The 13,433-nt window shown below is 72.2% G+C and carries 13 protein-coding genes; 8 read left to right on the top strand and 5 right to left on the bottom strand.

What is annotated here, in order from left to right:
• Positions 1–2: 2 nt before the first annotated feature.
• Positions 3–1,427 (top strand): family 43 glycosylhydrolase, encoded by a 1,425-nt coding sequence (locus QSK32_RS16095; RefSeq protein WP_285472375.1) that lies wholly within the window; start codon positions 3–5, stop codon positions 1,425–1,427.
• Between the two features lie 108 nt (positions 1,428–1,535).
• Here QSK32_RS16095 and QSK32_RS16090 read toward each other — a convergent pair whose 3' ends face one another.
• The gene (locus tag QSK32_RS16090; RefSeq protein ID WP_285472374.1) at positions 1,536–2,330 is read right to left on the bottom strand and encodes a protein kinase family protein; all 795 of its coding nucleotides are present in this window, start codon (positions 2,328–2,330) and stop codon (positions 1,536–1,538) included.
• A 333-nt stretch (positions 2,331–2,663) separates the two neighbouring features.
• Between QSK32_RS16090 and QSK32_RS16085 the strand changes: the two genes are divergently transcribed.
• Positions 2,664–2,987, top strand: coding sequence for a hypothetical protein (locus QSK32_RS16085; RefSeq protein WP_211275336.1), 324 nt, complete (start codon positions 2,664–2,666; stop codon positions 2,985–2,987).
• Here QSK32_RS16085 and QSK32_RS16080 read toward each other — a convergent pair.
• Entirely contained in the window at positions 2,959–3,930 is a 972-nt protein-coding gene (locus tag QSK32_RS16080) for a helix-turn-helix domain-containing protein (protein WP_285472373.1), read from the bottom strand. The genes QSK32_RS16085 and QSK32_RS16080 overlap by 29 nt on opposite strands.
• Positions 3,931–3,985: 55 nt before the next feature.
• Between QSK32_RS16080 and QSK32_RS16075 the strand changes: the two genes are divergently transcribed.
• Entirely contained in the window at positions 3,986–5,197 is a 1,212-nt protein-coding gene (locus QSK32_RS16075; protein WP_285472372.1) for an MFS transporter, read from the top strand.
• Here the strand turns inward: QSK32_RS16075 and QSK32_RS16070 are convergent.
• Positions 5,194–5,670 carry a MarR family winged helix-turn-helix transcriptional regulator gene (locus tag QSK32_RS16070; protein ID WP_045741775.1) on the bottom strand — a complete coding sequence of 159 codons (477 nt, stop codon included), beginning with the start codon at positions 5,668–5,670 and terminating at the stop codon, positions 5,194–5,196. The two genes, QSK32_RS16075 and QSK32_RS16070, sit on opposite strands and share 4 nt — an antisense overlap.
• Positions 5,671–5,746: 76 nt before the next feature.
• On the opposite strand from QSK32_RS16070, the gene QSK32_RS16065 reads away from it, so the two are divergent.
• The 3 genes from QSK32_RS16065 to QSK32_RS16055 all read left to right on the top strand — a co-directional run bounded on the left by QSK32_RS16065 (position 5,747) and on the right by QSK32_RS16055 (position 9,992).
• On the top strand, positions 5,747–7,318 hold the full coding sequence (locus QSK32_RS16065; protein ID WP_285472371.1) for an FAD-binding oxidoreductase: 1,572 nt from the start codon (positions 5,747–5,749) through the stop codon (positions 7,316–7,318).
• Positions 7,315–8,202, top strand: coding sequence for an LLM class flavin-dependent oxidoreductase (locus tag QSK32_RS16060; RefSeq protein ID WP_285472370.1), 888 nt, complete (start codon positions 7,315–7,317; stop codon positions 8,200–8,202). The genes QSK32_RS16065 and QSK32_RS16060 overlap by 4 nt, the downstream gene beginning before the upstream one ends.
• Before the next feature lie 101 nt (positions 8,203–8,303).
• Entirely contained in the window at positions 8,304–9,992 is a 1,689-nt protein-coding gene (locus tag QSK32_RS16055) for a tannase/feruloyl esterase family alpha/beta hydrolase (protein ID WP_285472369.1), read from the top strand.
• 9 nt (positions 9,993–10,001) lie between these two features.
• Here QSK32_RS16055 and QSK32_RS16050 read toward each other — a convergent pair whose 3' ends face one another.
• On the bottom strand, positions 10,002–11,189 hold the full coding sequence (locus QSK32_RS16050) for an FAD-binding oxidoreductase (RefSeq protein ID WP_285472368.1): 1,188 nt from the start codon (positions 11,187–11,189) through the stop codon (positions 10,002–10,004).
• A 10-nt stretch (positions 11,190–11,199) separates the two neighbouring features.
• Positions 11,200–11,634, bottom strand: coding sequence for an RrF2 family transcriptional regulator (locus QSK32_RS16045; protein ID WP_045741771.1), 435 nt, complete (start codon positions 11,632–11,634; stop codon positions 11,200–11,202).
• Between the two features lie 106 nt (positions 11,635–11,740).
• On the opposite strand from QSK32_RS16045, the gene QSK32_RS16040 reads away from it, so the two are divergent.
• A complete protein-coding gene (locus QSK32_RS16040; protein WP_045741770.1) occupies positions 11,741–12,292 on the top strand; it encodes a thymidine kinase in 552 nt (183 codons plus the stop codon).
• 40 nt (positions 12,293–12,332) lie between these two features.
• Entirely contained in the window at positions 12,333–13,082 is a 750-nt protein-coding gene (locus QSK32_RS16035; protein WP_285472367.1) for an RlpA-like double-psi beta-barrel domain-containing protein, read from the top strand.
• The last annotated feature ends 351 nt before the right edge of the window (positions 13,083–13,433 follow it).

The raw sequence follows: 13,433 nt of genomic DNA, 5'->3' as shown, positions 1-13,433 counted from the left end.
AAATGACGTTCGCACTCTCTCGCCGTACCCTCATCAAAGGATCTTTGGGGGTGACCGCGGCCGGCGCACTCGGCTCCGTGGCGGCCTCCAGCGCGGAAGGCGCCCCGCAGGCGGCCGCGGCGCGCACCGATGCGGAGATCTACGGCGTGACCACGAAGGACCCGCTGATCAGTCAGCGCGCCGACCCGTTCATCACCCGGCCGGTGAACGGCACCTACTACTTCACCGCGTCGGTGCCCGAATACGATCGGCTGATCGTGCGCGGCTCGGCCACCATCGAGGGCCTGTCCACCGCCGAGGAGACGGTGATCTGGCGCCGCCCCACCAGCGGCACGATGGGCGGGCACATCTGGGCACCGGAGCTGCACCGCATCGGCGGCCGGTGGTACATCTACTTCGCCGCGGGCAACGCCGGCGACGTCTTCCACATCCGCACGTACGTGCTGGAGTCGTCGCTGGACGATCCGCGGGACCCGGCGGGCTGGACCCTCAAGGGGCAGCTGCTCACCGAGTGGGACGGTTTCACACTCGACGCCACCAGCTTCACGCACCGCGGCCGGCAGTACCTGGTGTGGGCGCAGAGCGAGCCGGAGATCGCCGTCAACACCAGCCTCTACATCGCCGAGATGGCGAACCCGTGGACGCTGAAGACCAAGCCGACCCGGATCACCACCCCCACGAAGGACTGGGAGATCCAGGGCTACAAGGTCAACGAGGGTCCGGCCGTGCTGATCCGTAACGGTCGCGTCTTCCTGACCTTCTCGGCCAGCGCAACGGACGCCCGCTACTGCATGGGCCTGCTGACGGCATCCGCGTCGTCGGACCTGCTGGCCCGCTCCAGCTGGGTCAAGACCCCCGACCCGATCTTCGTGACGTCCGAGGCCACGAACCGCTGGGGCCCCGGCCACAACTCGTTCACGGTCGCCGAGGACGGCGTGACCGACGTCCTCGTCTACCACGCCCGCGATTACCGGGACATCACCGGCGACCCGCTCTACGACCCGAACCGGCACACCCGGGTGCAGAAACTGCACTGGCACGAGGACGGCACCCCGCTGTTCGGCATCCCGGTCGGCGACGGCGGCCCGATCGTGCGCCTCTCCCCCGCCGACACCCCGCGCAGCTTCGTCCGCCATGTGGACGACGCGGTCCGGGTCGACCGAGCCCCGCGCGAACTGGAGCAGACCCAGTTCCGCTTCGTGGCCGCCGCCGACGGCACGGAGACGGTCCAGTCCGTCGACGAGCCCACGAAGTACCTGGCCGTCTCCGGCACCGCGGTCACCCTGAGCACCACACCCACCCCGGTCACCCGCGTCGCCACCCGCGGCGGCGTGACGATCCGGGTCGCACCGGGCCGCTACCTGCGGCAGAGCGCGGCCGGCGCGCTGACGGTCGCCGACAAGGCCACCGTCTTCACGCTCAGCTGAGACCCGGGGCTGCCGGTCACTCCCCTACGGGGGTACGCGTGACCGGCAGCCCCGGATGCCTCACCGACCGGGGCCGCCGACGAATCGACGGCCCCGGCTGTGCTCCTGTCAGGCCGTGACGGCCCGCTCGAGCAAGGTGCGGTGACGGATCATCCAGTCGGCGGAACGGGCCCGCCAGGCCAGCGACCACAACGGCGCCGGATCGGTCGAGTCCGGAGTGATCCCGGCCCGGACCGCCTCGGCGGAACAGTCCCGGATCGCGAACTCGATCATTCGGCTGACCACCTGGTGCCGGTCAGTCCTCGGCAACTCGTATCCGTCGAGGAACAGCCGCAGCTGCCGGGCGCGGGTGGCCGCGTCCGGCAGGCCGTGACGGTCGGCGACGTCGTCGTCGTGGAGTTGCGCGTTCCACCACGCGGTGGCGACGACCTCGTCGAGACGGTCGACCGGCCCGGCCAGGGTCCAGTCGATGAACGCCACCGGTTTTCCGTCCCGGGCAACGGTGTGCCACGGTCCGGCGTCGCAGTGGCCGATCACCGAATCAGGTCCCTGCTGGTGCATCCACCAGGGCTGCCAGACCGCGTCCGGCGCGGGCCGGAAACTGGCCGTGGCGGTGTGCAGGTCGCGGAGCAGTCTGCCGACCTGCCCGACATTGTCGTCCGACCACGCGTGTGGGTGGACGATGCTGCCGTCGACGTAGGTCAGCACCTCGTTGCCGTCGCCGTCGATGCCGACCACCCGCGGGGCGCCGGTGAACCCGACGTCCTCGAGGTGGCGCAGCAGTGCGTGAACGGTGCCGGTCCAGGGTCGGGCGGGACGCTTGATCGTCTCGCCGGAACGGATGACATGGCTGGGTCCGCCTTCAGCCGCAGTGAGCGGCTCGAAGGACGATGCGGAAACCACGAATTCTCCTCGTGTCAGCGCGGTAGGTGTCGGCGCCGCATGACGGCGCCAAGGATCTGCCGGCGCGGAGGAACCGCGGCCGGCTGAACCGCTACGAGGGGAGACGCCGACGTCAGATCGCGGCGAACTCACGGGTCGTAGCGGTGATGGCCACCTCGCTGAGAACCATGCACATCATCAAAACCTCCTGACCGAGCCGGAACCCGGAGACTAACCACTCCCCCGCGGCACCACCACCGAATTTCGGCGCGGCCAGAACAATCCTGTGGAGATGCTGTGCAGGAGCGCGGTCCAGGGTCGACTCGCGTACACGAGGACTGTTTGGATCTCGTGGTGCTGAAGATCCGAATCTGGTTACCGCTCGCCGTCCTCGCCGCGATCGCGACGTTCCTCGTCTACGTGTACGGCCTGATGTCCCACCCCTGGGACATCAAGGAGACGTGCGCCAGTCTCGGGCAGCCCTACGACAACGCGTACCGGTCGGAGAACTGGCAGGAGCCCGGGCAGCTGTTCCCGTTGCACAACCGGTGCAACGCGTCCTTCGACACGATCCCGATCTGGGTCAACCCGGCGATCTTCCTGCTGGCCGTGGCGACCGTCGTCTGCACCGGCCTGGCCGTCGCCGCGATCACCGCCCGGGTTCGCCGGGGACGGTGACCAGGGCTTCGCCCAGATCGCTGCGGTAATAGAGGACACTGCGGCCGTACCGGGCCTTGGTGAGCAGCCCGGCCCGCTCCAGCAGGCGCAGATGCTGGGTGACCGCCGACGCGGTGACGCCCAGGCGCTGGGCCAGCTCGGTCGACGACGCCGGCTCGCCGAGCGCCGCCAGCAGGCCCGCCCGGGCGGCGCCGAGCAGGTCACGGACCGCACCGGCGTCCGGCCGTTCGGCGGGTGACCACATGGCGCCCTGGCCGCGGGCCGGGTACATGACCGTCGGCGGGAGGTCGTCGTCGACCGGGTTGGAGGCCCGGGTGACGAACATCGACGGGACCAGCGTGACGCCCTCGCCGCGGACCGGCCGCAGCCGGGCCAGTGGGCTGCGCAGCCGCACGTCCAGGTGCCGGCCGTCGAAGGAGACGTGCGGGGACAGCCCGCCGATCGCCGCGCCCAGACCGGACGAGGACGCCACCCGGCCCCGGTGCAGGATGTCGGCCTGCATGACCGCGCGCATCCGGGGCCAGTACGGGGCGAAGCAGAGTTTCCACGCCGCGGCGAGCGCGTCGACCAGCCGGCGCACCACCCGGTCGTGGTCACCGCGGAACGGCTCGGGGACGTGACCGTGGACGCTCTCCAGGTCGTGGCGCAGACGCCGCGGGGTGATCAGGCGCAGCACGGCCAGTTCGTCGTCGAGGACGGCCAGTGGCGACGCGGGGCGCGGGTTGACGAAGTCGGCGACGAACCGGCGGTCGTCGACCAAGGCGTGCAGCAACTCCAGGTCCAGGAACGGCAGCACCGGGTCGATCCGGTCCCGCCAGGGGCGCTGCAACGGGTAGGCGTCCGGAAACCGGATCGCCCGCAGGCCGAGGCCGAGCTCGCTCAACGGCGAGATCCCGAACCGGATCGCCGAGACGTCGGTGGGCTCCAGCACGTACCGAATCATTAAGCCTCATGCTAAATCCATTGGCTGTGGAGGCGGAATCCGGGAGAACGGAGCCGTGACAACCACCGTTCCGCTGCGCGCCATCGTCCGTACCGATCCCGTTCTCCGCCGTCTGCTGATCGTGACGGCGGTGGACACCGTGGGGCGGGGTGCGTTCTTCACGCTCACGACGCTCTACCTGATCACGGTGGTGGGCATCCCGGCGGTGGCCGCGGGCATCGGGCTGACCGTGGCGGGCGGGGTGGGGGTGCTCTCCTCCTTCGGGTTCGGTCACCTGGCCGACCGGTGGAGTTCCCGGCGGCTGATGGTCGGCCTGCACCTGGCGGAGGGGGTCGCGCTGATCTCGTACGTGCTGGTCCGGGATCTGGTGTCGCTGGTGCTGGTCGCCTCGCTGGTCACCCTCGCCCACCAGGGCGGATCGTCGGTGCGGTCGGCGGTGATCGGCCGGGCGTTCCCCGGGCCGGAACGTGTCCGGATCCGGGCCACCATGCGGACCGTCACCAACGCGGGCATCGCCGTGGGTACGGCGGTCGCCGCGATTCCGCTCGCCATCGGCACCGGCGGCGCGTACCGGGTGACGATGGCCGCGGCGGGCGTGCTCTACCTGGCGTCGGCGGTGATGCTGCTCGGGCTGCCCGCCGACCGGGTCGACGTCGGCGCGGCCACCACCGCCGGCCCGGCGAAACCGTACCGGGACCTGCGGTTCGTCGCGGTCACCGTGCTGAGCGGGATCTTCGGCATGCAGTTCGGACTGTACGAGGTGGGCGTGCCGCTGTGGGTGGTGCGGCACACCGACGCCCCGGACGTGCTGGTCTCCCCGCTGCTGCTGGTCAACACGGCACTGGTGATCGCGCTACAGGTCCGGCTCAGCCGCGGCACCGGGGACGTGCGGGGTGCGGGGCGGGTGATGGCGTACGCCGGATGGCTGATGGCCCTGGCCTGTCTGCTCTACGCCGCGGCAGGCGAGGTCCCGGCCCTGGCCGCCGCGGTCACGCTGGTGGTCGCCGCGGTGGTGCACACCCTCGCCGAGATCACCTCGAGTGCGGCCGGCTGGAGCCTGAGCTTCGAACTGGCCGCCCCGGACCGGATCGGCGCCTACCAGGGCATGTACGGCACGGGGTTCGCCCTGGGCGCGATGGCCGCCCCGGCGGTGATCACGGCGACGGTGTCCCGGGAGGCCGCGGGCTGGGCCGTCCTGGCCGTCGTCTTCCTGCTCGCCGCCCTCGGCGTCTCCCTGATCGCCCGACGAGCCGCCGGGCAGCCCTAGATCCCCAGCGCGCCGGTCACGATCGAACAGGCCTCGGCGGTATGTGCCGGGCCGTTTCCCGCGGCCTTGCGCAGCAGGGTACGGAAAAGAGCGCGCTCCTGCTCGTCGAGAGCCCCCAGGACGGACTGTTCCGCCTCGGTCACCTCGCCGCACAGCTCGGACACCGCGGCGGTCCCCTTGCCGGTCGCCACCACGCGACGGCGACGCCGGTCGTCCGGGTCGGGGCGGCGTTCCACCAGCCCGGCTGCGACCAGATCGTCGATCAGGTACGTCATCATCGTCCGGTCGATGCCCAGTTGCGCCGCGAGCGCCGCCTGGCTGGGCTGCCGTCCGCCGACGACCTCGCACATCGTCTGGTATCCGCGGGCACCCTGGGGGAAGCCCGCGAGTTTCGGGCCGACCACGTCGGCGTAGGCGCGCAGCAGCTGCCCCAGGGCGGCCCCGAGGTCGTCGGCCGGTGTCACGTCACTCACCCGGCCATGCTATCTCTTGGGAATACCGTCTGATTGGAATATCGTCTTCTCAGAAGACGATAGAGGGAAGGGCCGCATGACACCCGAGGAGCTCACCGCCCTGGCCGTACAGGCCGAGGCGGACGGCCAGGAGACGTTCCCGCTGGACGACGACGGGGACCTCGATCCGTGGACCACCGCGGTCTGGCTCACCGCCCGCACCCGGACGATCGCGATCGAACCGCCCGGCGAGATCGCGGCGGCCTCCCCCGCGATGGCCGCCAAGATGCGGGAGAGCCTCGCCGAGCTGGGTGGCGACCGCGGCCCCCGGGCGATCGGCGACGACGCCCTGCCCGCCTCGCTCGCCGACGTGGCGTTGCGGCCCGGCGACCCCGGCTACGCCGCCCGGCGCTCCACCTACATGCGCGGCGGCAAACCCGCCCTGGTGCTGCGGCCCCGGACCCCGGACGAGGTCGCCGACGCCCTCGAGGTCGCCCGGCGGCACCGGCACCTGCCGTTCGGGCTGCGCAGCGGCGGACACGGCGTGAGCGGACGGTCCACCAACGACGGCGGGCTGATCCTCGACGTCGGCGCGATGAACGGCATCGAGATCCTCGACGAACGGCGCCGCCTGATCCGGGTCGGCCCCGGCGCGACCTGGAAGCAGGTGGCCGCCGCCCTCGACCCGTACGGCTGGGCGCTCGGCTCCGGCGACTACGGCGGGGTGGGCGTGGGCGGACTGGCCACCGCGGGCGGCATCGGCCTGCTCGGGCGCGCGTACGGGCTGACCGTCGACCACCTGCGCGCGGTCGAGCTGGTCCTGGCCGACGGCACGCAGGTCCGGGCCGGCGACACCGAGCATCCCGACCTGTTCTGGGCGGTCCGCGGCGCCGGAGCCAACTTCGGGGTGGCGACCGCGTTCGAGTTCGAGGTCGACGAGGTCCACGAGGTCGGCTGGGCACAGCTGGTGCTGGTCAGCCCGGACATCGAGCGGACCCTGCGGGACTTCGGTGAGGTGGCCCGCAAGGCGCCCCGCGACACCACGGTCTTCCTGGTCACCGGCCCGCCCCGGCAGGGACAGTCGGTGCTGCAGATGTACGGGATCGTGGACAGCGCCGACCCGGACGTGGTGGTCGAGCGGCTGACCCCGTTCGCGCAGACCGGACTGCTCGCCCAGCAGCAGGTGGTGCTGACGACGTACGCGGGGGCGATGGCCGGCGCGTCGGACGTCGGCGCCGAGGGGCACCAGGGCCGCGGCGAGCCGGTCACCCGGTCCGGTTTCCTGCCGGTGCTCACCGACGCGTTCGCCCGGGACGCGGCGGCACTGATCCGTTCCGGTCAGGTCTACTTCTTCCAGCTGCGGCACATGGGCGGGGCGATCGCCGACGTGGCGCCGGACGCGATGGCGTTCTCGCACCGCACCCCGGAGTTCCAGGTGACCGCCCTGGGCGCGTCCCGCGAGGGCCTGGACCGGGCCTGGGACCGGCTGGCCCACCACTTCGACGGCCTGTACCTGAGTTTCGAGACCGACCCGCGGCCGGAACGGCTGCACGACGCGTTCCCGCCGCCGGTGCTGGAGCGTCTGCGCACCCTCAAGCGGCAGTACGACCCGACCGGCCTGTTCCGCGACAACTTCCCCCTGATCAAGGACGAGGAGGCAGACCGATGACCGACTACGGACACGAGCTGCTGTTCGGCACGTTCGTCACCCCGACCGCGCAGGCCGTCGAGCTGGCCGTCGCCGCCGACCGCGCCGGGCTGGACCTGGTCACCTTCCAGGACCACCCGTACCAGCCGGCGTTCCTGGACACCTGGACCCTGATGGCGTACGCGGCGGCCCGCACCGAACGGATCACGCTCTCCGGCAACGTCCTGAACCTGCCGTTGCGCCCGCCGGCCGTGCTGGCCCGGGCGGTGGCGTCGCTGGACGTGCTCAGCGGCGGCCGTGTCGAGCTGGGTCTGGGCGCGGGCGCGTTCTGGGACGCGATCGAGGCGATGGGCGGCCGGCGGCTGACCCCGGCCCAGGGCGTGGACGCGCTCGCCGAGGCCATCGCGATCATCCGCGACGTGTGGGACGTGGACGCCCGCGAGCGGGTCCACCACGACGGCGAGTACTACCAGGTCAGCGGGGCCAAGCGGGGCCCACGGCCGGCGCACGGCATCGGCATCTGGGTGGGCGCCTACAAGCCGCGGATGCTGGCCCTGACCGGAGCCCTGGCCGACGGCTGGCTCCCGTCGGCGGACTACCTGCCGGACGGGATCGACTCGCTGCCCGCCCTGAACGCCCGCATCGACGCCGCCGCCGAGCAGGCCGGACGGCCGCCGTCGGCGGTGCGCCGCCTGCTCAACGTGGGCCGGACCAGCTTCGCCCCGACCGCCCGCGGTTTCCTGAACGGCCCGCCCGCCCAGTGGGTCGAGCAGCTCACCGACCTGACCCGCACGCACGGCATCACCGGCGTCGTCCTGGCCACCGACGACCCCGCCACGACCGCCCGGTTCGCCGCCGAGGTCGCCCCGGCCACCCGGGAGGCCGTCCGCAAGGAGCGCGCCTGACCGCACGGCGCGACGCCGTGATCTCCGGATGGCGGGGTCGGTATTGACACTCGTACCCGCTCCGATTTGGCTTGTGCCTGGTCACGTCGACGGGGGTACGCATGCACATGCGCGGATGGGTCTGGACGCTGCCGGTGGTGCTCGCCGTCCTCCTGACGGCCGGCGGCGGCCAGGCCGCACCCCGGGCAGCGGAGACAGCGGTCGCCGGCCCGGCCGTGGTGCTGCCGGAGGTCGACTGCGCGACACTCGCCGGGCAGGACCTGTCCGGCGTTCCCGAGGCGCCGGCGGTCATCGGGTCCGCGGCCCCGGCGACCTCACCGGGCGGCTGGCCGGTCTGCGAGGTCAAGGGGACGGTGGCGCCGCAGATCCAGTTCGACGTGCAGCTGCCCACCGAGACGTGGCGGCAGCGGTACCTGCAGACCGGGTGCGGGGCGTTCTGCGGTGTCGTCGACTTCTACGCCGACGCGACCGACGGGTGCGTGCCGCTGGACCGCGGCGACTTCGTCATCGCCACCACGAATCAGGGGCATGCCGGTGTCTCCGGCTTCGACGCGACCTTCGGCGCCGACCCGCAGCTGCGGGTCGACTTCGGGTACCGCTCCGACCACGTGGTCGCGCTCGTCGCCAAGCGGCTCATCACGCTCTACTACGGGCAGGGGCCGCGCTGGTCATACTTCGACGGCTGCTCGCAGGGCGGCCACCAGGGGCTGACCGAGGCGCAGCGGTACCCGCACGACTTCGACGGCATCGTCGCCGGCGCCCCGGCGTCGCTGTTCACGTCACTGATCGTGTGGTCCACCGGCTGGCACGCCACCGCGAACACCGACGCGCAGGGCCGGCCGATCCTGACCGCCGCGAAGCTCCCCGCCCTGCACGCCGCGGTCCTGCGCGAGTGCGATGCGCGCGACGGCCTGGCCGACGGCCAGATCGACGACCCGCGGGCCTGCCGGTTCGATCCGGGAACCCTGCGCTGCCCGGCCGGCGACAGCCCGGACTGCCTCACCGGCGCGCAGGTCGAGGCCGTCCGCAAGCTGTACGACGGGCCCCGCGACGAGCAGGGCCGGCGGATGTACCCGGGCGGGGAGCCGGTGGGTTCGGAGGCGAACTGGGCCCGCTGGGTCACCCCGACCGCCACCGGCGCGCCCGCCGTGGCCGAGGGCAACACGACGAACGCCCTGAAGTACCTCGTCTTCCCGGGCGCCCGGCCGTCGACGACCCTGCACGACCTGCGCTACGACGCGGCGACGTTCCGCGAGGTCTCCCGGCAGGCCGGCATCTACGACGCGAGCAACCCCGACCTGACGGCCTTCCGCGCCGCCGGCGGCAAGCTGCTGCTCTGGCACGGCTGGGCGGACCAGGCGATCTCGCCGTACGGGACGATCGCCTACCACCACGCCGTCACCGAGCGGATGGGCGGGGCGGCCGCCACGCAACGGTTCGCCCGGCTGTTCCTGCTGCCCGGCGTCGCGCACTGCGGCGGCGGGCAGGGGCCGGACGCGTTCGACGCGCTCACGCCCACCCTGGCCTGGGTCGAGGACGGTGTCGCCCCGGACCGGCTCGTCGTGACGAAACGCGAGGGCGACGAGGTCGTCCGGACCCGGCCGGTCCACCCCTATCCCCTCGTCGCCCGCTACGACGGGAGCGGCAGCACCGACGACGCGGCGAACTTCACCCCGGCGTCGCCGCCCACCCGCTACGACGACGCCATCGCCTGGCTCGGGTCGTTCCGTTCCGGGTACGAGCAGACCTGCGGCTGGCACGACGGACGATGGTCCTGCACGCCGCGCTGACGCAACGGGTCAGACCGCCACCGGGACCGGCCGGCGCCACTGCTCGGAGCCGAACACCTCGTAGTGGATCCGGTCGTCCGGGATGCCCCGCAGGTGCAGACCGGCCCGGACGCCCTGCATGAACGGCACCGGCCCGCACAGGTACACGTCGGCGTCCGGGTGGACCGGCACCCGGTCCAGGTCGACCCGGCCGGCGTAGGTGTCCGGCTCGGCGGCCGGCAGCGCCTGCTGGTACCAGACCAGGCTGCGGAACGAGCGCAGCCGGGCGCCGGTGGCGCTCATGTCGACGCGCAGCGGGTGCCGGTCCGGGCTGCGGTCGGCGTGCACCGCGATCACCTCGCGGGCCGGCTGGGTGCGTGCCACGTGTTCCAGGATCGACGCCATCGGGGTGATGCCGACGCCCGCGCTGATCAGCAGCAGCGGGTCGTCGCCGGGGCGCAGGGTGAGGTCGCCGAACGGCTGGCTGATCCGCAGCGTGTCGCCGGCCGCCACGGTGTCGTGCAGGTATCCGGAGACGGCGCCGCCCGGCACCCGGCGCACGGTGATCCGCAGGGTGCCGCCGGTGGACGCCTGGGACAGCGAGTACTGCCGCAGCTGGGTGCCGTCGCCGGGCAGGTCGGCGGCGACGGTGACGTACTGCCCGGGGGCGAACGCCGGGACCGGCCGGCCGTCGGCGGGGGTGAGCACGAACGAGACGGTGTCCTGCGCCTCGAGGATCTTGTTGGCGACGGTGTACCGTCGCCACGGGTCGGAGCCGTCCACGCCGGCCTCGGCGTACAGCCGGGCCTCCCGGCCGATCAGCTGGGCGGCGAACAGCCAGTAGACCTCGTCCCAGGCGGCGGCGACCGGCGGGGTGACCGCGTCGCCGAGCACCTGCTTGACCGCGCCGAGCAGGTAACGCCCGACCATCGTGTACTGGGCGGGCCGGATGCCGAGCGCGCAGTGCCGCTGCGCGATCCGCTCGACCAGGTGGGATTCGGGTTCGCCGTGCAGCAGACGGTCGGCGTAGGCGGCGACCGCCCCGGCCAGGGCGCTGCGCTGCTCGCCGGTGGCCTGCGCGCTGCGGCTGAACAGGTTCAGCAGCTCGGGGTTCTCACCGATCATGCTCTGGTAGAACACCCCGGAGATCGCCTCGAGGTGGTCGCCGACGACGGGCAGGGTGGCCTCGATGATCGGGGCGCTGGATGCGGACAGCACGGGTCCTCCTTCAGAAGGGGTGGCGGCCGATGCTCAGCAACGTCTCGCGCATGGGTGGCGCGGTCAGGTCGCCGATGGTGATCGGGTCGAGTGAGGCGTAGAACGCCTCCTGTGCGACGCGCAGCGCACCGCGCAGCCGGCAGCCCACGTTCAGCGGGCACGGCTGGTCGCCGCCGCACTCCACCACCTCGGTCTCCCCCTCCAGGTCGCGGACCAGGGCGCCGACCGAGGCGGCGACAGCCTGCGGGGCCAGGCGCACCCCGCCGTTGCGGCCGCGGACGGTGTCGAGGAGACCGGAGTGCTGCAGCCGCTGCACCACCTTGGCCAGGTGGCTGCGGGGTACGGCCAGCGAGGACGCCAGCTCGTCGATGGTGAGCAGGTCGTCGCGGGCGGCGGCCAGCATCAGGATCCGGAGGCTGATGTCGGTCGAGCGGTTGAGTCGCACAGACCGACCCTACTAAAAGAAGAATCTCAAAGTCCTCTTTTGAGCCGGGGATCACTCCGCGAAGGCCGTTGTCACCGCGCCCGAACCGGCGTGACATCTTCTCGGGATGGATTTGACCGTGATCCTCGGCCCGATGAAGGGCGGCAAGTCGCTGGAGATGATCAGCCTGCTGTCCCCGCTGCAGCACGCCGGCATCCCGCACCGGATCTACCAGAACGCCCGGCACGGCCGGGACACCGCGGTGACCTCCCGCTCCGGCGGCAGCCTGCAGACCGTCAAGGTGCACACCCTGGCAGGCGCGGCGGACGGCGGCGTCGAGGTGATCGGCGTCGACGAGATCCACATGTTCACCGTCGCCGACATCGCCGAACTGGGCGTCGCCGTCCGCTCCGGCGTCAAGGTCGTCGTGGCCGGCATCGACCTCGACCACCGGGGACAGCTGTTCGCCCCGGTCCGGGCGCTGTTCGAACTCGCCCCCGCCAAGGTGATCTACCGCCGCGCGGTCTGCGACGTGTGCCGGTCCCTGGAGGCCACCCACACCCAGGTCCTGGAACTGGGCAAACCCATGATCCGCGAACTCGCCCCGTCGACCGCGCTGCCCGACGACGGCACCTACACCTACGAGGCCCGATGCAGGCGGTGCGTCATCCTGCCCTGAACGAGGTGTGACCGCGCGGGGATCTTGGGATGCTCAGCTGATGCGTACCCCCACGGTTGCCGTCGTGGCGGTCGCCGCGCTCGCGGCAGGGTGCGGCACCGACCCGGAGGCCCGCGCCCCCGCGACGCCGGCCCTGTCGTGGTCCGGCGCGTCCGGCGCGGCCCCCTCCCCGTCGACCTCCTCCGGGGTACGCGTGAGCACACCGTCCCCCGCAGCGGGAACTCCGGCAGCACCGCGCACGACAACCCCGTCCCGCATCTCGGAAGGCTGGGAGATCACGGTGTACTACACGGCCGTCGAACGCTTCCACGACGACGAGGACGAGCAGGTCACCGGCTGCCTGACCCTGGACTGCTCACACGGCGACGACGACCTGGGCAGCTACCCGTCCGGTTTCGTGCAGGCGGTCCAAGACGAGGGCACCGGGCAGACGACGTCCGGAAAATACCTGAACTGGTCCTACGACATCGGATACTGGCTCGACACCGAACCCCGCAGCAGCGACGGCACGACCCTGCAGCCGTTCGTCTCCGCCGCCGCCGACCCGAACGTCCTGCCACACGGCACCCGGTTCACCATCGCCGACTGCGGCACCCAGGAAGACGGCTCGGCCCCACCGGACACGGTCTGCGACCGCCTCTCCCAGGCGTCCTGGCTGATCACCGACGAGTTCACGCCCGGGCTGGGCGGCAACCACCACATCGACGCGTACATCGGGCCGGAGACCGGTCCCGGCTTCACCGACTCCGACTGGTACCTGACCCTGGTGGACGCCACCCTCAACCGGTGACGCCTCGTCAGGCGCACCCGCCACCGCCACCGCCACCTCCGGCCACCGCCACCGCCACCGCGGCGAGCACGCGCGGAGACGGTCGCGGCAGCCGGAGGCCACGCCGTCCGCGAGCAGCATCCCGGCGGCCAAACCGACCCGGCGACAAGGCCGACCCGACGACCAGACCGACCCAGTGACAAAGCGGCCAACCCGGCGACCAAACCGATCCGGCGACAAGGCCGACCCGGTGACAAGGCCGACCCGGTGACAAGGCCGACCCGGTGACAAGGCCGACCCGGTGACAAGGCCGACCCGGTGACAAGGCCGACCCCACCGAGTCCTACACAGAGGTAACCGCACCCGAACCCT

It is taken from the genome of Actinoplanes sp. NBRC 101535 (assembly GCF_030269225.1).
In the GTDB taxonomy this organism is placed as follows: domain Bacteria; phylum Actinomycetota; class Actinomycetes; order Mycobacteriales; family Micromonosporaceae; genus Actinoplanes; species Actinoplanes rectilineatus.
This window is presented reverse-complemented; position numbering and strand designations above follow the sequence as displayed.